Source organism: Gluconobacter sp. OJB (assembly GCF_039638275.1).
GTDB lineage: Bacteria > Pseudomonadota > Alphaproteobacteria > Acetobacterales > Acetobacteraceae > Gluconobacter > Gluconobacter cerevisiae.
This window is the reverse complement of sequence record NZ_JBDIWH010000006.1, coordinates 1-21300: the sequence shown is the minus strand read 5'-3', so window position 1 is coordinate 21300 and position 21300 is coordinate 1. Positions and strand designations below refer to the sequence as shown.

At 34.9% G+C, this 21300-nt stretch carries 30 protein-coding genes; 10 read left to right on the top strand and 20 right to left on the bottom strand.

The features are described 5' to 3' along the window. Positions 1–309: 309 nt before the first annotated feature. Genes ABDK74_RS15655 through ABDK74_RS15640 form a run of 4 tightly spaced genes read right to left on the bottom strand, consistent with a single transcriptional unit; the run spans position 310 to position 3949 of the window. Entirely contained in the window at positions 310–672 is a 363-nt protein-coding gene (locus tag ABDK74_RS15655) for an HNH endonuclease signature motif containing protein (RefSeq protein ID WP_346004574.1), read from the bottom strand. Beyond that, complete coding sequence (locus ABDK74_RS15650; RefSeq protein WP_346004573.1) at positions 669–1190, bottom strand: hypothetical protein; 522 nt, start codon at positions 1188–1190, stop codon at positions 669–671. Before ABDK74_RS15650 ends, ABDK74_RS15655 begins: the two co-directional genes overlap by 4 nt. An 11-nt stretch (positions 1191–1201) precedes the next feature. Beyond that, positions 1202–3118: a phage tail tip lysozyme gene (locus ABDK74_RS15645; protein WP_346004572.1), complete on the bottom strand. Its 1917-nt coding sequence runs from the start codon at positions 3116–3118 to the stop codon at positions 1202–1204. Positions 3119–3121: 3 nt separating this feature from the next. After that, positions 3122–3949, bottom strand: coding sequence for a DNA circularization N-terminal domain-containing protein (locus ABDK74_RS15640; RefSeq protein WP_346004571.1), 828 nt, complete (start codon positions 3947–3949; stop codon positions 3122–3124). Between the two features lie 49 nt (positions 3950–3998). Between ABDK74_RS15640 and ABDK74_RS15635 the strand changes: the two genes are divergently transcribed. Then, positions 3999–4469 (top strand): hypothetical protein, encoded by a 471-nt coding sequence (locus tag ABDK74_RS15635; RefSeq protein WP_346004570.1) that lies wholly within the window; start codon positions 3999–4001, stop codon positions 4467–4469. On the opposite strand, the gene ABDK74_RS15630 is transcribed toward ABDK74_RS15635, so the two are convergent. Together ABDK74_RS15630 and ABDK74_RS15625 are read right to left on the bottom strand one after the other, a co-directional pair. Further along, complete coding sequence (locus ABDK74_RS15630; protein WP_346004569.1) at positions 4470–4853, bottom strand: hypothetical protein; 384 nt, start codon at positions 4851–4853, stop codon at positions 4470–4472. It abuts the gene before it with no gap. 317 nt (positions 4854–5170) lie between these two features. Beyond that, positions 5171–5293, bottom strand: a complete 123-nt coding sequence (locus ABDK74_RS15625; RefSeq protein ID WP_346004568.1) for a hypothetical protein — start codon at positions 5291–5293, stop codon at positions 5171–5173. 43 nt (positions 5294–5336) lie between these two features. On the opposite strand from ABDK74_RS15625, the gene ABDK74_RS15620 reads away from it, so the two are divergent. After that, entirely contained in the window at positions 5337–5795 is a 459-nt protein-coding gene (locus tag ABDK74_RS15620) for a phage GP46 family protein (RefSeq protein WP_346004567.1), read from the top strand. A 120-nt stretch (positions 5796–5915) separates the two neighbouring features. Here ABDK74_RS15620 and ABDK74_RS15615 read toward each other — a convergent pair whose 3' ends face one another. The 3 genes from ABDK74_RS15615 to ABDK74_RS15605 form a co-directional block, all read right to left on the bottom strand. After that, positions 5916–6449, bottom strand: coding sequence for a hypothetical protein (locus ABDK74_RS15615; protein ID WP_346004566.1), 534 nt, complete (start codon positions 6447–6449; stop codon positions 5916–5918). Positions 6450–6496: 47 nt separating this feature from the next. Further along, the gene (locus tag ABDK74_RS15610; RefSeq protein ID WP_346004565.1) at positions 6497–6766 is read right to left on the bottom strand and encodes a hypothetical protein; all 270 of its coding nucleotides are present in this window, start codon (positions 6764–6766) and stop codon (positions 6497–6499) included. An 85-nt stretch (positions 6767–6851) separates the two neighbouring features. Further along, complete coding sequence (locus tag ABDK74_RS15605) at positions 6852–7145, bottom strand: hypothetical protein (protein ID WP_346004564.1); 294 nt, start codon at positions 7143–7145, stop codon at positions 6852–6854. 366 nt (positions 7146–7511) lie between these two features. On the opposite strand from ABDK74_RS15605, the gene ABDK74_RS15600 reads away from it, so the two are divergent. The 4 genes from ABDK74_RS15600 (at position 7512) to ABDK74_RS15585 (ending at position 9460) form a co-directional block, all read left to right on the top strand. Further along, entirely contained in the window at positions 7512–7814 is a 303-nt protein-coding gene (locus ABDK74_RS15600; protein WP_346004563.1) for a type II toxin-antitoxin system RelE/ParE family toxin, read from the top strand. Between the two features lie 106 nt (positions 7815–7920). Further along, positions 7921–8208, top strand: a complete 288-nt coding sequence (locus ABDK74_RS15595) for an addiction module antidote protein (RefSeq protein WP_346004562.1) — start codon at positions 7921–7923, stop codon at positions 8206–8208. A 371-nt stretch (positions 8209–8579) separates the two neighbouring features. Continuing rightward, on the top strand, positions 8580–9104 hold the full coding sequence (locus ABDK74_RS15590; protein WP_346004561.1) for a helix-turn-helix domain-containing protein: 525 nt from the start codon (positions 8580–8582) through the stop codon (positions 9102–9104). Beyond that, positions 9101–9460, top strand: a complete 360-nt coding sequence (locus ABDK74_RS15585) for a hypothetical protein (RefSeq protein WP_346004560.1) — start codon at positions 9101–9103, stop codon at positions 9458–9460. Before ABDK74_RS15590 ends, ABDK74_RS15585 begins: the two co-directional genes overlap by 4 nt. Before the next feature lie 137 nt (positions 9461–9597). Here the strand turns inward: ABDK74_RS15585 and ABDK74_RS15580 are convergent, their stop codons facing one another. Together ABDK74_RS15580 and ABDK74_RS15575 are read right to left on the bottom strand one after the other, a co-directional pair. Further along, positions 9598–10350 (bottom strand): hypothetical protein, encoded by a 753-nt coding sequence (locus ABDK74_RS15580; protein ID WP_346004559.1) that lies wholly within the window; start codon positions 10348–10350, stop codon positions 9598–9600. A gap of 59 nt (positions 10351–10409) precedes the next feature. Next, positions 10410–11249 (bottom strand): hypothetical protein, encoded by an 840-nt coding sequence (locus tag ABDK74_RS15575; RefSeq protein ID WP_346004558.1) that lies wholly within the window; start codon positions 11247–11249, stop codon positions 10410–10412. A 175-nt stretch (positions 11250–11424) separates the two neighbouring features. On the opposite strand from ABDK74_RS15575, the gene ABDK74_RS15570 reads away from it, so the two are divergent. The 3 genes from ABDK74_RS15570 (at position 11425) to ABDK74_RS15560 (ending at position 13041) form a co-directional block, all read left to right on the top strand. Continuing rightward, positions 11425–12066 carry a ParA family protein gene (locus ABDK74_RS15570; RefSeq protein WP_346004557.1) on the top strand — a complete coding sequence of 214 codons (642 nt, stop codon included), beginning with the start codon at positions 11425–11427 and terminating at the stop codon, positions 12064–12066. Beyond that, positions 12063–12332, top strand: a complete 270-nt coding sequence (locus tag ABDK74_RS15565; protein WP_346004556.1) for a hypothetical protein — start codon at positions 12063–12065, stop codon at positions 12330–12332. The genes ABDK74_RS15570 and ABDK74_RS15565 overlap by 4 nt, the downstream gene beginning before the upstream one ends. A gap of 175 nt (positions 12333–12507) precedes the next feature. Beyond that, positions 12508–13041: a hypothetical protein gene (locus ABDK74_RS15560; RefSeq protein ID WP_346004555.1), complete on the top strand. Its 534-nt coding sequence runs from the start codon at positions 12508–12510 to the stop codon at positions 13039–13041. Positions 13042–13052: 11 nt separating this feature from the next. Here ABDK74_RS15560 and ABDK74_RS15555 read toward each other — a convergent pair whose 3' ends face one another. Genes ABDK74_RS15555 through ABDK74_RS15535 form a run of 5 tightly spaced genes read right to left on the bottom strand, consistent with a single transcriptional unit; the run spans position 13053 to position 16276 of the window. Continuing rightward, positions 13053–13436, bottom strand: coding sequence for a hypothetical protein (locus ABDK74_RS15555; RefSeq protein ID WP_346004554.1), 384 nt, complete (start codon positions 13434–13436; stop codon positions 13053–13055). After that, positions 13394–14875 carry a hypothetical protein gene (locus tag ABDK74_RS15550; protein WP_346004553.1) on the bottom strand — a complete coding sequence of 494 codons (1482 nt, stop codon included), beginning with the start codon at positions 14873–14875 and terminating at the stop codon, positions 13394–13396. Before ABDK74_RS15550 ends, ABDK74_RS15555 begins: the two co-directional genes overlap by 43 nt. Before the next feature lie 3 nt (positions 14876–14878). Continuing rightward, the gene (locus tag ABDK74_RS15545) at positions 14879–15475 is read right to left on the bottom strand and encodes a hypothetical protein (RefSeq protein WP_346004552.1); all 597 of its coding nucleotides are present in this window, start codon (positions 15473–15475) and stop codon (positions 14879–14881) included. Beyond that, entirely contained in the window at positions 15472–16065 is a 594-nt protein-coding gene (locus tag ABDK74_RS15540) for a hypothetical protein (RefSeq protein ID WP_346004551.1), read from the bottom strand. The genes ABDK74_RS15545 and ABDK74_RS15540 overlap by 4 nt, the downstream gene beginning before the upstream one ends. Positions 16066–16123: 58 nt before the next feature. Then, the gene (locus tag ABDK74_RS15535) at positions 16124–16276 is read right to left on the bottom strand and encodes a hypothetical protein (RefSeq protein WP_346004550.1); all 153 of its coding nucleotides are present in this window, start codon (positions 16274–16276) and stop codon (positions 16124–16126) included. 53 nt (positions 16277–16329) lie between these two features. On the opposite strand from ABDK74_RS15535, the gene ABDK74_RS15530 reads away from it, so the two are divergent. After that, positions 16330–18111: a terminase large subunit domain-containing protein gene (locus tag ABDK74_RS15530; RefSeq protein ID WP_346004549.1), complete on the top strand. Its 1782-nt coding sequence runs from the start codon at positions 16330–16332 to the stop codon at positions 18109–18111. Between the two features lie 156 nt (positions 18112–18267). Here the strand turns inward: ABDK74_RS15530 and ABDK74_RS15525 are convergent, their stop codons facing one another. The 4 genes from ABDK74_RS15525 to ABDK74_RS15510 form a co-directional block, all read right to left on the bottom strand. After that, positions 18268–18537, bottom strand: coding sequence for a hypothetical protein (locus ABDK74_RS15525; protein WP_346004548.1), 270 nt, complete (start codon positions 18535–18537; stop codon positions 18268–18270). Then, entirely contained in the window at positions 18537–18974 is a 438-nt protein-coding gene (locus ABDK74_RS15520; RefSeq protein ID WP_346004547.1) for a hypothetical protein, read from the bottom strand. Before ABDK74_RS15520 ends, ABDK74_RS15525 begins: the two co-directional genes overlap by 1 nt. A gap of 54 nt (positions 18975–19028) precedes the next feature. Continuing rightward, positions 19029–19457 carry a hypothetical protein gene (locus tag ABDK74_RS15515; protein WP_346004546.1) on the bottom strand — a complete coding sequence of 143 codons (429 nt, stop codon included), beginning with the start codon at positions 19455–19457 and terminating at the stop codon, positions 19029–19031. Between the two features lie 100 nt (positions 19458–19557). Next, complete coding sequence (locus tag ABDK74_RS15510) at positions 19558–21066, bottom strand: VapE domain-containing protein (RefSeq protein WP_346004545.1); 1509 nt, start codon at positions 21064–21066, stop codon at positions 19558–19560. Between the last annotated feature and the right edge of the window lie 234 nt (positions 21067–21300).

Sequence of the window (21300 nt, the reverse complement as noted above, 5' to 3'; positions counted from 1 at the left end):
AAAGGAGATAATATAAAAAGAATGATATTAAACATATTGATGTTATTATTTTACATAATTCTATGGATCATAAATCCATATTCAGCAGCACTTTTCACATTAGTAATGGGAGTTTATTATGGCATTAAGCAAGCAAGACATTCTTAACAGGTTTAGTGACCTATCAGATAGGGATGTTGAGATAAAAGACGAAAAGATAACAATAACATTTCCTAGTTAAATATATAAAGGACCAGAGGAAATGTTGAACTATAATATTGAAATCTTATCTGATTTCATAATTTCACATCGTAAAAAAACCAGAGACAATTAAATCTCTGGTTTTTTTCGTCTTTTAGCCTCGTCCTCTTTCTGCTTATCCGTCATTTCATTGATGCCAGTATTCAAGAAGTTCCGCGTTACAACTCCATGATGGTGTGAGCAAAGCGTTCTTAAATTTTTCAAATCATATTTTAATTCAGGACTCTTTTCTAAAGGGACAATATGATCAACATGTGTTTTTGATGTATTGAAATCACCATACTCAAGACACTCAACACAAAATGGATTTGCTGCCCTATAGTTTTTCGAGAACTCAGCCCATTTAGAATCATATGAAACAGAACGCTCTTTTGCCGCTCGCATATTCTCTTTTTTAAATCGCTCACCTGATGACGTTTGTATTTTCTTCATTGGGCCAAAACCTCCAACATTCCATTACAGAACAATGGATGGTCCATATCATTGTTTCTTAGTAAGATTTCAGACGTTCTTGATCCGTCTTGGTATAGATATTGAGCAATAACCGGCAAAGGCATCATATCAGAATAGAATGAGTTTATTTGAGGGAGTTGTGATCCTCTTGAACTGATATCAGCAATTGATTTCTGATATATTCTATTCAACCAGCTAAAAATATCGCTATTCAATAACTGATCATTGAATGACGCTTCAAACAATGGTTTCAATTGAGATACCAAAATAAGAGCGTCTGATGATGATGTAAATGTTATGTATGGTATTGTATTTGCTATATACGCAAGAATATATATTCTTAGTACGCTATTAGACTGATCATCGTCAGTTGCCGTAAGAGATTGAGTTGAAGAATCATATCCACATGTAGAGAACATCTTTTGTAAAATTGATATTCTTTGGATAGGATCAGGATATACATTTGATATATTTTCGAAGATTGTGTTTAAATCCATATTTTTACCTATTAATGAGTTGCTTTAAATCCTGATTTCGTTTGTGATTTAACATTTATCAGGTTAGGGTTTAATGGTGTTGTATTATGAGTCACTTTTGCTGATTCAAAGCCACCATGCTTATTAAGCGTAACATCAAGTCCTATGTTGCCTGATATTTCATGTTGTATTTGTTGAGATGAAACATTTCCGCCAATTTTTTCAGCGGTAAGAGTATTAGCAAATCTGTTTGAAAGCTCTTTTGATTGATCAGCCATTCCAGCTTTTTTAGCGTCAAGCCATTCTTTCGGACGCTCATAGTTAAGCATTGCTATAGTTGCTGATTTAGCATCCTTTGATTTTCTTAATTGATTACCTGCACCATTCTCATTGTTATGAAGTTCCCAATCAGCAGCATCCAACTGTTCATGAAAATTCATATTTTCTAGTTTTTTACCAAAATGATTCTTAATAAGCGCCTGTCTATTTTCATGAGCTTGCATTATGCCTAAAGCATGACCACCATCACCTATAGATTTCTCATTAAGTCCTGATTCAGTTTTAAATGCGCCAAGAACAGCCGCAGCCTGAACATCAGAATAACCCTTAGCTTTAAGATAATTCATACCATCTAAAGTTCTTTGATTTTGCTCCAAGGTTCCAAATCTTGAACCATTATAATTAGAATCTTTCATTTTGTTTTTAAGGTCATTTAAATGACCTGAATCAGTGAAATGATTTTGGTATGTTTGGTACGTCTTGTAAGCAGTATAACCAGCAGCACCAGCCGCAACGGCACCAGCACCAACAACGCCTGCTCCCGCCCCGCCAGCAGCCTCAACAGCCGTAGCAGCCTCGCTAACCCCAGAAAAAGCCTTTGTAACCTTTAGAAGACCACCAACAATACTTGTAACCCAAGAACCTATTTGAATTGCCTTTAGAACACCAAAAACAACAATAACACCTTCAATTACTGTTTTTGCCGTTCTAAAGTCCTCATTGATTTTATCTAAGCTAATACCAGAAATCCATTTACCAACGGATTTAGCAGCAGTTGTTATCTGATCCATTGTTTCCGTAACTGCTTTATTATCTTTAGACCAAGCAATGAACTTATCTAATATTGGTCCGATAACAGGTTCTAAAGCAGCGGCAAGACGTGTTTTAAGAACGTCAACCTGAACCCCCGCCTCACTAAACTTATCTTTGAGTGATCCAGCTTCTTTTACATAAGGTGCCATCTGTTTAGCGGCATCAGCAGCATTCTTATAAGCTTTTGCTAGGCGGTCTGGGTCCTGTCCAAGCAAGTTTTCATCTAATCCAGCAGAACTAAGCAAACGCCTTCCTGCGGATGCGTTGATTTTGCCTTGCTTCATAAGAGCGTTCACACGCTTCAATGCAGTCATAGAGGCTTGTTCAAAATCCATCTTAGGATCAATCCCTAAGATTCTATCCGCTAACGCTCCTGATGCGTCCTGTCCGGCTCCTATGGAAGTTTGAGCATCTTGGAAGCTTTTCATCTGATTGGCCTGATCGCCAATGCCCATCAAATTCCCTACGTTTTTCAGCTTTATGGCTTGTGTAGCTGTTATTCCTAAGAGGGCTGATGTGTTGCGTATCTCATTGCCCCAATTAGCAAATGAGCGTTCCAACGCCACAACCCCAGCAATAGAACCAACACCAAAAACAGCCGCCAAAGGCTTCATCACTCCCGTAACAGCAGAAGTGACGCTTCCTAGTTTGGATTTCACTAAGCCTAATGCGTTTGAAAATTCGCGCTGTCTTGCTGTTCGACCAGACAAATCATTGAATTTTTTAAGTTCTCTTTGATAAGCTTTTAAAGGTGCTTGTGCTTTTGCCAGTTCAGAATTCATACTTTTTAGTTTTGCTATTGCTTCTGAATTAACAACACCTACTGAAATTTTAAATGAGCCTGTTTGTGATGCCATATATTACCCCTTCAATGCCGCTATTGCGTTTGTATTTGTTGAAATTGCTATTTTGTTAGCACTAGAAAGTTTTTGCGTGTCAGTTGTACCGCTAACACTTCCTGTAATTGCTTCTGTTGCGGCTGATGTTGATTGTGCATATCGACCGCAGGTTGAATTTGAAAAAACAGAGTCAATTCCAGAAACGCCAAACGAAACAGCCGCTGATGTTGCTGTTGATACAAGGCCACTAATAAGAGTTGATCCTAGTGGTCCTAAACCTGATCCTAAATCTCCTAATCCACCTAAAGCGTCTTCTAACAAATCACCTTGCGTATCAATTAAACCTAAAGGTGTGCTTGGCATTTCTGGCTTTATTGTTGCGGTAACAAATTCTAGGCGAATTAAGACAAGTCCTTTTTCGCTCATGTTTTCTGATATTTCCGCTCTTAAACAAGCCGCTTTAAAAATTCCTCGGCCCGGAATCATCAATTCACCTAACGATTTTATATGCAAAGCAGCTTCTAATAGGTCTCGTGACATATAAAGATTGTTGTCATTGCTTACAAAAGCATCAAACTCAACAACCTGAATATTTGTTCCTAAATCTTCTATGTATGGGTTTTTCTGATTTGGATAAGCATGAACGATAGAGTTTCTGTTCATTCCAGAAACACTCATACTCCTCACATAAAACGGTATTCCTCTATAAGAAGCCGTACCAAAAATCTCATTAACAATGCCCATATAAGCCCCATATAAAAATCTTACTAATATGATATTTATATGTTGCAAAATAAAATATGTTCTGATATATAATACCCATGTTCGAGAGGATGGTCCTCCCGACATCTTAAAGGATTTGTCCTATAAGGTTATTAATTACATAAGGAATACAAAAATGAGTTTCATTCAAGCAATTAACGATATTCAAAATCTTACTTCTGAATATCAAAAAGTAAAAAAATCTGGTCAAAACCTAGAGTCTTTTATTAATCAAGCAACATTCCCATCAATTCATTATGAAATTGATGGACATCAAAATATGATTCAAATGAACGCATATACACCATATGATAATTTTTATAATGGTGTTTACAGTGCTACTGTTTATGATTTGCATAACAGACATCACGGAATTAAGTATCAATTTAATTCTGATGAAGATTTTGAATCAGTATTCAAATCATATAATGATGGTTCAAGGTGCTTTTATAGCGGTGGAGTTTTTTCATACATTAATACATCCGGAGAAATGGCTTGTATTGATGATAATGGAAATATTGTTATGTGTGATTTTGATCAAGGAATTGTTGGCAGCAGTGTGAACAATGATGAAACAAAGATTTATATCAATATGAAAGAATACTGATTAAAAAGTAATCTTTTCAGATAAAGCAAGGTAAAACCAGAACTCTTGGTCTTCCAAGAGTTCTTGAACCTGCCCCTTTCCATAATCAGTTTCAGTGAAGTTGCCAGATTGGCTTATGACAAGCTTATCTAAGCGGCTACTGATTCTGATTGTCTGTTTTGATGGCTCGTTCAGCCATAACAGTTCTAAAGAATTATCTTGGCGCTGGACAATAGCTTTATCACCTGCCTCAACACCAACCTTTAATAAGTTTGTAGTGTATATGCACCTGAAAACGCCATCTTGTTGATAATAGAAATGTCCGTCACAATCCTTAATATCAATCCTATTACAGACAGAACTTATTTGTATAAATTTTTTATATAATTTAGAAAACTCTTCCATATACTACATACCACCAAAACTATTACTACAGACGACATACTTCACCATCTTCAAAAATAAATGAAAATTGAAACACATCATTTTCTATATAAGAGAATGAGTTATCATCACGGTCATATATTAAGAATGTATAACCATCATCAGTTTCAATTTCATAATTCTTATATTTCATCTTGCTAAAATATCCGAGTTCATTCTTGAACAGGAATATAAGTTCATCATATTCAAAATATGATACCTTACCATAAGTATCATAAATTCTTATATGTTCGTCTTCTTGACAATAACACTCAACAAGACTTTCTGATGTTATATCATTAAACTTCTGTATAAGGTTCAGCATAACCACCCCATATCAAAAGTTTTGCTATCATCAACGGAACAGATATAACGTCACCAGCTTTATATTTTGTCTGATCCTTTAGTATTTTTATTTTCATTTATATCTCCTAAATATCATTTTATATTAGGTATTTAAGAGATATGGCAGACTTTAAACTTAGCTATAATGAACTAAATCAGTCAGCAGATTTGGATTTAGAGTATATAAACTCCGAAACTATTGTTGATATTGAAACTGGTGATGATTTAATAACGAGCGTCATAATCAGCTTGTTATCTGATAGGGTAGCTGATGATGATTGGACTTATACATTAGATAAGAGGGGATGGTGGGGAGATGCTGAAAATGCACGCCCAATAGGTTCAAACCTCTGGCAATTAAGCATTTTACCCACCTCAAATACGCAAGAATACCTAATGAGGGCTGAAAGCTATGCTAACAGCGCCCTACAATGGCTTGTTGATGATGGGGTATGTAAGACTGTTAGTTGTACCGCGTCATTTGTCTCTGGATCAGCTAATAAGCATCTCAATTTAGATGTTACTCTGACAAAAGCTGATTCAAGTGTCTTGCGATATGCTTATGTTTGGAACGCCTGACCAAAGAAAAAGGGCCAGACACTAGGACGAATCCCGGCGCTGGCCCCTTAACTGTTCACTTGCGAAGGCTTCATTTTACCTGAAACCCTTTCTCCATGAAAGGCAAAATATGCGAGTAGTTTAAAACTCTGTCATTTCTAACATGAAGGCAACATCCCTATCAAAAGTTTTGAATTGTCTTCTAAAGAGTTCAGAGTCTATAACTGATTTATTAGAACAGTTTGTAATTTTATAAAAATTGAGATAATCCAACTCAATAAAGTGTTCATCTTGAAAAGATATTTTCATATTATTCTGTTCTACATCAACACAAACTTGCTCATCTTTATACAATTTATGACCAATTACCTTTGTGATGTTCCTATTTTTATCAAAATTAATATACATATTATACATATCTTCAACGAAATATGTAACATCTAAACTAGGATCAATTATCTTAATGCAACTAATATCCATTTCACCAAATATATCACCGTTTGGCAATTTACATCTAACATAAGCTCTTGGATATGAGTTGAATTTTCCATTATGGAACAATTCTGATACTGAATCTAAAAATCCATTATCTCTTAGTTTTTTAATACATGCTAGTTTTGCTTTAGTATCCATTTTAAATAATCCTTCTGTTAAAATTCTCCATAAAAAAGACATGCGTAGTCCTTCATGAACTAGCACACGTCACCAATTAAGTTTTTTTATTAGTTTAATTTCTCTAACTGTGATTCATCATTCACGAAATACTCGTGATCACCAATCCAGATATCAAACCCTAGTTCACAATCATCTGATATAGAAATTCCGATGTATGATTCTTCACCATCAACAAAACAATTGATGTCACAAATAAGACAAGGTTTTTCAATACTTATTTTTGTTGAATTATACTTACTAGAAAAATTTAGTAAATCATGTTGATTTTCAATTTTAGTAATAGCGTCGATAAGTTCTTCTTTAGTAAAATTATACATCTTATATTCCTTCTGTTGTTAAAATTCTCCATAAAAAAGACATGCGTAGTCCTTCATGAACTAGCACATGTCCATAATTAAGTTTTTAAATTAGATAAAACTTATCATCTTTTTCCGAATTATAAGCCCATGTACGTGGTGCTTTTGAAGCGTCATCTTCATTTTTGATTTCTGAAATTTCAGCACAAAGATGATGACAATCAGGATTATACTGAACATTTACATTGATGTTGCTGCTATGAGCATAACAGATGTCAGCAGTTAATTCGCCATCGGTCTCAATATTGTGACCTGAATTTAGGATCAAAAACAGGATGAAATCATTGGCATCATCAATTTGTGTAATTTCGTTCGCAAATTCGGTTAGTTTTGTATTCATGATTAAAATTTACCTTTCTTAGTATAATTATTCCTTAGAATGGCGCTAAAAAGCGACTTTCTGACTTGTTTTAGATCAGAGATACTAGTGTTAGTGGCTCTTTCTATTTTTGAATTGTACCACAAAATAATTTTTTGACAATATATAAAATGAAAAAAGTTCTTGACGTCCGATCCAAAATCCGCTTACGCCGCAGAAAACTCACGTTTTCGGGATAAATTTAATTTTTAAAGGGGTTGCAAGGCGCACTTTATATGTACTAGCGGCGGTTAATCGGTTGACTTTATCGAACGCGTTCGATAAACAGAACGAGTGCTCTAGGGCAGTGAGCACACTTTTCGATCTTTTCAGTGTGAATAGGTAGGTATGATTGTCGAACCGATCGAAGTGGTGAAAACGCCACTTTACGAAGATACTGTTACTTCAATCTCCGACCCAATAGCTCAGAAGGCTATTCGAAGAAGAGAAACCCGTTTTCAGGTAGGATTAATGGGAACCTGTGATCCTGTTGGAAATGGTGTTCTGGAAGCGAAAGTTGATGTAGGTGCGGGATACCGCATTTATCTCAAACAACGTGGAAAGAAATACATTATTCTTCTTTGTGTTGGTGATAAATCATCACAAAAATCTGATATTGTGAGAGCTAAGAAACTAGCCGAGCAATATTAATCAACCGTTCTCCACCGACAAGGCGGTTTTACCGTTTACGTCTCCTAACCGTTCCGACCATTTGCTCTGAAAACTCACTGACTGTCCCACACTAAGGTGATAAACCATGAGCAAGATGATTCCAGTTGATTCAACTGAGTTTCTTAAAGATCGCAATGAGCAAGTCATGTTACTTAACGATGCATTTGCTGATGGTGATCCGTCCGTGATTATGCGTGCATTCGCACTAATCGCTCTAGCAGAGAACAAAAACAAACCTCAAATGGCTGAGGAATGTGGTGTTTCTCGTTCTACTCTACACAAGGCCTTATCAATTGAGGGAAATCCAACTCTCTCAACTCTCATAGGGATTATAAAATCCCTTGGCATCAAACCTACGTTTGAACTCGCTTAATAAAAAAAGCCCCATGCGTGTTCCGAGATGAAGCTAGGACACGCATGGGGCTTTTCTCTAACTTGGAGGGTTAGGTGAGCGCAAACTCACACTCACACACTTACAGGAATCTCAAACGACTCTAAAGAGGAATCGCACAGAGGCTTGTAATGTTCTGATTCTCAACGCATTATGCTTTGAATATGCGAAAGGGAGCCGTTTGCAGCGGCTCCCTTTCAAATCTCTTCGCTGGCGGCGAAGGTGGACTTGATCCAAAGGAATTACCAGTTCCAATGGGTCCGAAACTGAATATAGGCTGTTCCCCTAATCGGTTCAAGCATCTTATTCAGCACGAAAGAAGGAAACCTCGCCAAACATATGAAAGTTTGGTTATGTCGTTTTCTTCCCAACTATGGAACCTAACACAAGCGAAGTTGCTTACGGGAAAAGAACATATTGTTCTAGCAGCACTTAAATCGTTTGAAGGTGACAAAGGGTTATTCCCCTCACATACATCAATAGCCATCAAAGCAGGTTGTTCAGTTCGCACTGTTATAAGCGCCTTGAACAAAGCGTATGAGTTAGGGCTAGTTGAACGCTTCATAAGAAGAACAGTGCATAAGCAATCAGGCAGAATTGTAAGAGGCACTAACCTTTACACATTGAAGACAATCAGCCTGACAGAAGCTAAGGCTCTTATGAAAGCGAGAGCGCAGAAACTACGAGAGTGCTTAGAACGCAAAAAAGCGCAGTTTCTCGCGGGTTTTTCTAAGTGCAATTTTCGCACAGAACCTAATTCTAAGAGTTCTTTATCTTTAGAAAGACGCTCACATTTGCCTGTTCAGGAGTATCTCGCACTTATTTCTGAGTGGGACCGTGAACATAAGAGCATGTTAGAACAGCCAAATTGCTCATGAAGAAAGCGTATGACGTGAAAAAATCCCTACTCCTAGCACTTCCTTTGTTGTTCGTAAGAGTTGCTCACGCACAAGCCTTACAATTAGATGCAGGTGAACCCTGTAGTGAGATTATCATTAACCTAAGTTCTAATGATAGATATATTCAACAGATAGCAATTTTCAATTTCGTATCAGGTTATATTACAGGTTCTAATACAGCTAATGCCATGAATCACGATCTTAGTAAGATTGTTGGTAGCGGTTTGAAATCAGATTTCATTTTAGAATATGCACGGGATTTCTGTCTGCATAACCCGAACAACTACATGTTAGGAATGACAATGCGTTTGATGAACGATCTTAAAAAGAAGTGATTATGAACAAGATGTAATCTTACAGAATCGTTCACTAAGCCTGAATTGAGCATCTAAAGTGACTACATTTGTTGTAGTTGGCATAATGAACATTATACGCCAACTCACTAATCCCTATCGTTAATTTCTTGATGCAGCTACCAACAGAGCAACACACTTAAAGCGAGAACGCAAACAGCCCCCAGCCAGAACATTACAGGACGGTTAGTTTTTAAAGTCTTTGCCCATCGATACCATGTCACAAACAACCAAGGCTCTTTTGCAAAAACATCAATGCGTGGGACAAAAAGACGTTCTTCCATATATTGAATCGCACAATCAAAACTGCCGGAATATTCTGCTCCCGTCCGATAATAAATTTCTTTATACTCTTCTATTTCTTCTCGTAAAGTTTTCAAGTGTATTAGTTTATCAATTGGTTCTTTATATTCTAAATCACCTTTTTCAGCCTCTTCTATTTCTTTTTCTATAGCAAATATTTGTAGTAAGCAGTCTATAGCTCCCTTTAAATCTGTCTTACATAGGTGAAGAGGACTATTTTCTTCAGGGTTAAAAATAAAGATACATTGTTCTGTTTTACGCAGAGCAGAAATTAGTTCTTTATTCCCATAGATTGGAAAATCCTTTTCATCATTGTTTAAAACACTTGAAGCACTATTAGCCAAAAACTCATTATATGCATTGTTTGATACATTAAATAAATTAAGTATATACCTACTGTTTTCTATTTTCCTCTGTAGGTTTGCTTGCTGATGTAAGCTCCATGTGTTTAGTATGCTCTTTGAGATAGCAATTAACGAAACTGCTCCTGTAATTATTGCAACTGATCCTACATGTTTGGTTTCAAATCCGTCCAAACATGAAATTATATACTTCGGTAGTGAAAACATCTTATTTCCCATTTTTTCAGTGTAAGATCAAAAGTCAGACATTAATATAAAATTGGTTACTAGTTGTGTATATTTTTCAATGATATAAATATTATTTTTTCATATAATTTTAAAATAATCCTTTTAACAAGGCCCGGCTTATCAGCTTCAAATGCTAGTTCTGGAATAGATAATGATTCTTCCATATATGTGTTCGCATCAGTGAAAGCATCACACATATTAATATACCTTTCTTTAAAATTCTTCTTTATCATATCAATGTCGGAGGTTATTTTTTTTATTTCTAATTCATATCCTTTTATTTTATTACTCAGTCTTAATACTTTTTTATCTTTATATTCATTTAGTTTAGAACTGCCTTCCCCATTCTTTAGAAGACTATTGAGCATATCAACATTTTTTATAGAAGATTCTAAATCATAATCCGTATCTATTTTTTCTAATTTTATTTTACCAAGTCTATTTTTAAGGTCGTCTAATAATTTTAAATCACTATTTAAACAATCTATTTTTGTTGTTAGAGACATAATCCTATTGTTTTGTTTTTTATTAAAAACCAATATGCACTTGGATGCTTCCTCTTTCGCAAATTTCAAATCAGATATTAATTGATTTTTATCACGATCAGAATTTATGCTAGGTATAATATCTTTTGTTAAAACCGATGGCTTGTATTTCTCATATACGTTAAATCTTTTCTCAAACAAATCTATCTTGTATCTATTTCCCTCGATTTCTCTTTGCAAATTTGCTTGTTTTTTTAGGTGATTACTGTTTCTCATACCGAGAATGGCGGTGAAAATAGTTCCTATAGGCAGAAGAGCGTGAAAAAAGGCCGGATAGGAATTGAATAAGTAATTTCCGTATTGAACAGCATTAGTGATTGTTTGGTAGCTCATTAGATTTCTTTCAGAATGTTGCATTCCTAAAACACCACTTTCTGGCGCGCCTCAAGCAGAAAGTGCTAGAAAGATGTAGCTACTTCTACATAGAAAAACATGTTGCAAGATCAATCAGAAAGTAGTTCTATATCCTAATAGAAACATGTAGCTACTTCTTCAAAAAAGGTGATGTATGAAGTTCTGTCTTGTGGTTGCTTCCAAGAAAGGAGGCGCTGGAAAGTCCACCTTAACCCAGATTATCGCGCAAGTTTTGGCGAATGACGGGCAGAAGGTGACTATCTTAGATGCTGATCCGAACAAGCCCCAATTCAGATGGAGAGAGGGCAAATCTAAGCTGAACATCAAAGTCATAGGGGATGTTTCTGAACAGAACATTGTTAAGATGATTGATGATGTTCAGGAGGGATTTGTGATTGTTGACCTTGAAGGTGTGGGTTCAAGGTTGGTTGCTAGAGCTATTGCTCGTGCTGATTTGGTTATGGTTCCCATACAAGCATCAGGTTTAGATGCTCATGAGGCAGGAAACACAATCGCACTTATCACCGAAGAAGAAGAACTTCTAAGGCGCAAGATTCCCTATAAACTCATGCTTACACGAACAAGCGCCATGATCCCCTCGAAGATCGAACGCCAGATGGTCACTGAACTGACAGGGATGGGGTTAAGCTTGATGGAAGCGCAGTTGAACGAACGCGCCGCTTTCAAATCAGTCTTTGTTGAAAAACTGTCCCTGTATGAACTGTCAGAAAACGTATCAGGCTTGCAAAAAGCCATTCAGAACGCGGAGACAGTAGTTAAGGAGATTTTCGCATGAGCAACATGTTCGGTTCCGTCCTGAAAAAGAACAATGCAAAGCCCCAGGACACTAAGGAGCAGCTTCAACAGGTTGATCAGGTGGCACATGAGCAAGGGTTTGTTTCAAGAGAGGCGCACCAGCGCAGGAATCATGTAGGCCCATCACGCGCAATGAACTGCCGCTTGCCCGTTGATGTGTATGAGCGATTCATGAAGTTTTGCGATGATGAACAACTGACCATCCGCAAAGGCATTGAGCGTTTGCTTGATGAAACAGGAAGATGAGCGAGCAAGAGACAATCCGAACAAGACGGCGTAGGACTAAAGGACCGTTACGCTCTTTGAATATCTCAATGCCAGAAGATCAGTTTGATAGGTTCGTGAAGATTTGTGATGAATTGGATATGACCTATTGGCAGGCTTTGTGTGAACTGATGGACATGTATGAGAGTAAAAGTGAATGAAAAAGCTACTTCTTATAAGTGCTTGTTTGCTCTCACTTGGTTCTGCACATGCTGAATCAAAAGGTGTTATACAGGAAGTAGGAAACTGGTATTTTGAGTCAACTTATATAAGAGATAGACTTGATGGGTGTTATTTCTCTGCTGTAAATGATGAAGCAAAGATAGTTTTTTTCTGGTCGAATCAATCACCAGTTGGGAAAGTAACACTTTCCATAAGGTCTGATCTAATTAAAAAAGATGAACCTTACGTAGTAGCATTTTCAGATAAACATCTTGAATTTACACAAGATGAAGACAAAATTGATTATTCAAACAACTTTCCAATGATATCAACAGTTATATATGCTGATGTTGCGATAAAACTTTTAAACAATTGGAGTTCAGGTGACATATCATCACCATACATCATTAAAAAAGGATATATCATGAACGGACATGATATATCCTTTGGTTCTAAAGGGTTTGATCCTTTAAAGAATTTGACTGTTTCTTGTCTGAGTACGCTCATAGACCCAAAGGGGGCTAATTAGCCCCCTTTTTGTTAGATTGTTGTTAAATCCATATCCATATTCATTGTTTGAAATGAAACTTCAACAGTACCATTTTGCAAATCATAGTTTGGTGCTTCTGCTAAGATACATGAGTGAGCAGTTATTGTGTCACCTGATCTTAGATTTACAGTAACTTCAAAAACTTCATTATCACTAAAAATACCGTTATAATCAAAACCGGAATAGAAAACTAGGGTTACGCCTAGTGTTCCCGGTTCTTTTGTCCATTTCTTTACATTTGCTAATGGTCCTAAGTTGGATTCAGCAAATTGGTATAATGTGACAGGTTCTTTAACTGTTACGCTTTCTGATGAAATGCACATTGTTTCATTTATGTATATGTTTTGAACGCCTTGTATATATTGCGTTGCCATATAGTTCCCCTAAATTCCTTTGTTGTAGCTAGATTGATTGTTATTTGAGCAAGACCACTAGCTAGATAAGCTGTCATAACAACATTGACTCTTCCGATAACATCAGGGTCAATTGTTACTGATAGATTCTTCTTGAATGTAGCTAAATCAGTGCAAACAAGCTCATTAATGAGAATATCATATGTGGCAATACATGCGCTTCTTAGCTTAGATGGTGTTACCAAATAAGGAGAAGGTGCTACCACATCAGCATCATCCATTGTAATATATGGTGATGAAATGTATGGTGCCAAAGCAGATTTGAACGCTTTAGCTACATAAACTGATTGGAAGCGTGTTTCTAATGATGGATCATCCAATGTTAATCCAGTAGCACTATCAACAGTAGAACCAATTCTTGTTCGGCTTACAGTAGCATTACCTGCACTGTCACAAGATACAGTACAATACCCGTTATTGAATAATGTTTGTTGAACAGAAACATTGTTTCGGTTAGCAACAGATACAGTTCCAGAATTAAGCGCAAAGTCTCTTAATGGAAGGGCAGGGTTGTTTTGTGTTCGGACAGAGACTTGAGCAACAAAATTTCCTAGTGATGTATAAGCGTTTAAATCTGTTGGAATTGCTAATGCTGATGCATAGACAGAATTGAAATTCGCCCCACTAGAAATTAATGATGAAACATCATTTTGAATTTCAACAGTGAAATATTGCCCGTATGTCTCATTTAGATAACCCCAAGTGCTTTCTAAATGGGTTGAGATTGCTTGGATTGCTTCCGCTGAATTATACATTCCTAGAATGATATCAGATTCAAAATTTCCAACATTTACAAAGGCATTAGTAAGAACAGTCAAATCAGATTCAGGAACAGTTGATGTTTCAGAATCAAGAGTAAGAACAGTCAAAGTACCAACATTTTCAATTGTGATTTTATCGCCAACTTTATAACCAGTACCACCATTTACAATTGATACTGATTCTGGTGTAAATTCAGTTTTGTCACTGTTTGATGTTGACGTTACTGAAAATGTAGCTCCTGTACCAGAACCACCAGTCCCAGAAATGCTAGAAGATGCCATATCAGCAATTTGAGAGGTTGTTGATAAGACAGAGTTAATGGTTTTAATATTACCATTTGTTGTTTGTGTTGTATTTCCGCTAATGCAGTTTAAAGTATATACGGGAGTAGCATTATCAATGTTGAGATATGCACTTGCGATATGATAAACGTCTGATGTAGTACCGAAATCAGTAGCAAGTTGTGATATGCTTGTTATTGGATATAGTGCTGGGTTTGTTGCGTAATTTGATCCTGCTGATGCCGTTCCTAGAATCAAGACATTGAATTGTCCTGATGATTTGGAGCTATCATTGATTGTCAAATTAACGTAAACGCCCGGTTGTCCAAATGAGTTAGGAATACCTGATATACTCATAAATTATTCTCCTGAAATTGTATTTTGAATATTTATATTTGTAAGTTGATTGCTTTTTGATTTTGTTAAATTTGCTTCCGTATTGATCAATACTAACTTTTGACCTTCAGTTAAGAATCCATCAGTATAATCTATTTGAACTGGTATGCTAAAATAGGTACAATAAACTTCAAAAGAATTATGACATAAAGAACCTATTCTTTCTGATCTATCAAGTTGGAAACTATTAAGATATCTTGTTGTCTTTTCAGGTTGCCAATTATATATAGAGTGCATTAATGCTTTTATTGCATCATTCCAATATGATGTTTGTGATGATGATCCAGATAAATCTGTTGTTGTGTTAAAAACTGACGTAAAGCAAACGTCAATGTTAAAGACTTGAGCCATTGAGTTTTTAACTAAATTGTCTGATACTGATCCAAACTCAATAGTTATTCCAACTGCTGGTAGCTGATCAATCTTAGGTTTTATTTCTTTTATAAACTTATCAGGATCAGATATTGAAGTTATGTACTTATAGAATGTTTGATTGTTCTGTAGTTGAGTAACAATGCTTCTGACATCGAGTAATGGTGCGGGGTTGTTTGCAGAACTCATATTCTACCCCCTATAATCACACCTTCTCTATAATTTGAAAGCAAGACATTATATCCATTATCAATAAGGTTAGTTTGTGTTTCGCCTCTATCCTCAAACATCTTCTTTGTTAAAAACTTAATGGCATTATCAATAGGTGATGGTATTGTTCCATCAGATTCATAAACTCCACCTGTAAAATCAACAATAAGATTTGAATATTGAGTGAACAAATCATTTATGAATATGTTGTAAGACAATCTTACTCTTTGTTTTGCTGACCATAAATCAAAATCGTAATCACTACCTAATTCAAGTTCATCTAGTTCTTGTGAACCCCATGATGTTAGATAGACGTTTTGAATTGATTCAGCATAGCAAGGAAGCTCAAGCCATTGATTTGAGTTGAGATAATTATATGAGCCGTTTGATAGGAAATTTCTGTAATAGGTATCCATAAGCTCATTCTCTCCACGAGAACAAACAAGGCGCAATTGTCTTTTGCCTAATGGCTGACCAATATATTTTTCCGTAAAAACAGTAGCACTATCAGCTAAAGCTTGAATGATTGGCTGATTATCAGGTTCAAGTGATCCTACAAAATCACACACATCAAGAATATCATTTGGATATGTTGTAGTTTTATATAATATTAATCTGTATTGCATATTATTTTGTTACCAGTTTCGTATTGCTTTTTTCTTCCTCTAAAACTTGAACAAGACCTTTTGTTTTTAAACATCTTGCAATTGATGCCTCAACAGTCCTTACGTCACCAGATTTAAATGTACCAGAATCTTTAATGTATTTAATCTTAGTCATTTATATATCTCCTAATAAATATCGAATATAAAATATTTATCCAAGGAGAATCAATGAACTTATATCCACATAAAGAGGACCAGAACTTATTCAATAGTAGAAATGATTATCTAAAATACGTCACAAAAGAAGAATACTTAGAAAACCAAGACTATCTATTTTATATGCGTGCTGTTCAGAATGGCACTATTCCAGCTTGTGAGTACGTCAAAGCGGCTGTTCAGAGAGAACAGGATAAGTTTGATGCTGGTGAGGATTGTGACTATTTCTTTGATGCTGAGGCGGGTTGGAAGTTCTTTGCATTTTGCCGGTACAACTCGCATCTGACAGGGCCATTAGGCGGAACGCCCTTCATACTGTCAGACTGGCAAATCTGGGTCTTTTCAATGCTTCTTGGATGGAAGCGTAAAGGCGGCCAGAAAGCAGGATTCCGCCAATACAACATAGCTTACCTAGAATGCCCTAGAGGCTCTGGAAAGTCCGCTATGATGGCCTTGTTTGGCCTCTATATGCTTACGCTCGATGATGAGTGGAACCCAGAAGTTTATGTAGCTGCTACAAAGAAAGAACAAGCAAACTTGCTGTTTAACAGCGTCATTAGACAGGTTGAGTACAGCAAGAACCGCAAACTAATGCAGAGATTGAAGGTCCGTAGGAAGCGTGAATCCCTAATCTCCTATGGTGACAAAGGTGGTTCATTCGTCTCCCTGTCAAAAGATTCAAAGTCATTTGATGGGATGAATGTTCATTGCGCTCTAGTTGATGAACTTCATGCCCATCCAACATCCGAAATCTGGGATGTTCTCAATTCTGGCTCTGCTAAACGTGACCAAGCAATGATGATTGGTATTACAACAGCAGGTACACATTATAACTGGTTTGGTTATCAACAATCGAACTACATAAAGAAGCTTCTTAAAGGTGAAGCTGGATCAGATGATTCAACATTTTGTTGTATTTGGACAATTGATAAAGGTGATGATTTCTATGATCCTAATACATGGATTAAAGCAAATCCTTCATGGTGGGCTTCAATCAATCATGAGAAGTTTTCATCTGATATTGAAAGAACAAGACACTACGCCGAAACACGAACAGAAGTTTATACAAAATTCTTGAATGTTTGGTATCATTCTAATGATAAATGGTTAAACCCTGATGTAATTTATAAATGTAATAATTTATCTTTATCGGAATCAGACTTTCAAAAAGTTCCATGTATCATAGGAATTGATTTGTCAGAATCAGAAGATATGACCGCTTTAGTAAATGTTTATGAAAAATGGAATGATCAAGACGGAAAATATCATTATTATGTATTTCCAAGATATTTCTTACCTGATGATGTGGTAAATTCTGGAAGGAAGCCAAGATATAATAGGTGGGATGATGAAGGACTATTAGAACTCATACCCGGACAAGTTATTGATTATGATATTGTTCAGGGCATCCTTGAAGATGAATGGCATGAAAAATACGTCCTAGAATATGCTTTTGATAGGTATAATGCTACGCAAATGGCCGGATCATTACAAAATAAGTTTGGTGATAACTCTGTAAGATATATCAATCAAAGTACATCAGGACTTAATGAAGCATCAAAGTTCTTCAAAAGACTTATTTTAGAAGAAAGAATACATTTCCATAATGAGATATTCATATGGAATTGCCTAAATTGTACGGTCAAGAACAGTTCAGGGCTTATAAAAATCAGCAAGGATGAAGGATCACCAGCCGATAAAATTGATGGTGTGGCCGCTTGTATAAATGCCTTGGATCGTTTTCTTTATAGATCAAACATGGATTATTCAGGACCGAGTGTAACCTTGTTATGAAAAAGGGGAGTAATTACTCCCCTTTTCTTATATCATATCTTTTAGTTTCATATATAAAAGTGTTTCTTCTAAATCACCTTGTCCATCTATTTGACTACTGTCTTTATCAAATGACCAGCGGTTATTTTCATGATCTAAAAAGGCAAAATCTCCATTTTAATACTTTGTGAATATAATATCTGAGTTTGATATATCTATAACTTGAAACTCATTTATTTCAACATCATTTACTTCTAACCTATATATTTTATATGTTTCTTCATCTCCTATTTTAAGAGAAAAAGCTCCTTTACCAACCGACCAGATTCCCATTAATACAAAATACTCGCTGGTAATAAGTGGTATGTTTTCTAAACTTATGTAATCTAATCTATTTCCAATAACTATCTCATTTAGTTTTCCAAAAATCATATCCTCTATATTCATTATATTATCTCCTTTAATTTCATATAAAAAATTGTTTCTTCTAAATCGCCTTGTCCATCAAGCGGGTTGTTATCTTTATCAAATGATCTGTAGTTGTTTTCGTGGTCTAAAAAGATAAAATCTCCATTTTCAGACTTTGCGAAAATAATATCTGAAACATCAACTGGTATTCTAGCTTTGCTTAAGTTTATTATCTTTCTTACTGAAAATTCATTTTGATTACATAAGTTTATGATTATCTGATAATATCCTTCATCATTAAAATCAAACAGATGTAGTTTTTGCTCTTTATCACATACTAATGCTTGTTTTTCATGAAGACTCATATCTGATCTGTTTGTTGATATAACAAAATAATCATAATATTCATCAGAACTTCTTAATGACTTTATTATCTGTAGGTCTTTTAGTCTTCCATAAATTGTATCACCTAACATATTAAATATTCTCCTTTGTTTATACTAAGAATATTTAATATGTTAGGTATTTTATTAACTATGTGGTTTAATCATTCTATAGAGAATTTCATCATCTCTATCAGTTTTGTATGTTTTTATATTGCTATTAACATAGGTACAATTTTGAAAAGTTGTGTGTATGTTATCTATTTCCCAATTTTCTGGAAGATATGATTGTATAAAATTTGATATATATTCATATTCTTTTCGTAATGCCCATATCTTACCATTTAATTCAAATTCTTCTTTATTTCTTCTTTTGTATAGCCAAGAAGGAGTTTTATTTTTCATCCATCTTCTTATTCTATCTCTCTCAAAATCAGCTTTGAGAGAGTATCTTAGGTGTTTGGCGCTATATTCTCCATTATCGGAAAATCTTTCAAATATTGCTGTTCTAATTTCATCATATAACATTTGAACTATAACATTTTCTGTTTTGTCATTTAAAATATTTTCTTCCATTTTGTATCATTATATAATTAAACCATACCGTTTATTTTTTTAGCAAATAATAGAGCGGGATTGTTTATTGTCTTGTTTCTATTATCTATTTTATTTTGTACTATATTAGATGATGATGTTGAATTGTTTTTTTCTGTTTAAGGAATGTCTTTTTTGAAACTTTATCATATTCAACATATGACTCTATAAAATTGTTACTATGTAACTTTTTAAGCTCTCCTATCATCAAGCTCTTCTTTCCTACAAAATAATTAAATGGTGCGTTTAAATCTGACCATTCTTTGAATAATTTAAACAAATCATTTACATTAATTTTTCTATCTGATTTATTTGCGATTTGACTATCAATATCTTCCTCAACAAACCATTGCTCAACATCAGATTGAGTTCTTAATTTTTGTTGTTCTTCATTTAATCTTGTTTTTAGAGGGACTAATGGAGAATCTTCATTTTCATCAACTGACATCCATATCTTTTGAATATGTTCTAATGCCTTATTCAATCTTTCATAATCAACATTACTACTAATATGAAATGGATAAAATCGTCTATTTCCGGTATCATCAACAATAACTTGTTCAAAAGATTTATTTGTTGATCCAATTAGGCTTGTCATATTAACTACCGGAATAATGTCATTAGACCTCATTGGTCTTCTGCCAACAATTGGTAGTGTCACTACTTCTTTAAACGCTTCCCAATCAACTGCCTTTGATATTGATGCTTTCATTTCATCAATTACAACAACTGGATAAGAAAAGGTACCGATGTTTCTTTCGTCAGTTATTGTTGATACTGATGCGGTAATGTACCAATCTTCTAATGGAGAAATAAATTTCTCAATAAAAGTGGACTTTCCTTTATTTTGTGGACCAACAAGAATCGGCATTAGAGGAATTTGTGGCTGTAATCCACCTAGTTTTCTTTTAACAGAATGAATAAACTTTTTTAAAACTGCTATAACCAATTCTTTATCATTATCATGGGTATTAAATGCCGCTTCATATATCTCATTCCATACATCATATTTTATAACATCGTAATAAGGTGCTTTTGATTTTGGTGTTTCAAAACTTTGAATAAGGGAAAATTGTGAATCGCGTTGTTTTTGTTCATAAAACATATCAAAAGCAATATGAAACTTTTCTGAGTTAAAATTTAAACCATAATCCTCAGTTGCTAAAAACATTTGTCTTGATGCGTCTAATTTGGTTTTGGAATTTTCTTTCATTTTTAAAAATTTAGAAGAAAGATCATTACTATCATTTTCTCCTGTATTATCTTCTATTAAGGTTGAATATGTTCTTCCGCCAGCGGTAACACCTAGATTAATTCTAGAAGAATATAACCTTATAAAATCTTGTGATGTTGTTGGGTTTGAACCAAACTCATCATTCATTCTTTCTGATTGTTTTATTGCTGTTATATCAGAAGAAGAAAATTTTAACTCTGATCTTAAAATATCAAGAGTTTCAGACACAACATCGCTATTTTCGTGTTGTAATGCCATTCTAATAATGTCTTTTTTTGGTATTGATCCAATAACATTTCTTATGGCGTTGGTGTGATTTGAAAGCTCTGTTTTAAAGTCGTTTGTTTGTTTATTCATATATTATCCTTATAAAATTGGCATTAAAAAACCGGTTATCTATGGTCCCGCCAAGGAATAGATAACCGGTTCAATTAATAAACAAAAACGACCTAATTCGAGAATGAATCACGGTTTTGATACATACTAATTTGAACGAGAATATATCTTGGCGGGACCATTCTCTATATTTTATTTATATTATTTACATAATTATAAACTACTATGTTTATCATATCAATAATTATTTAAACA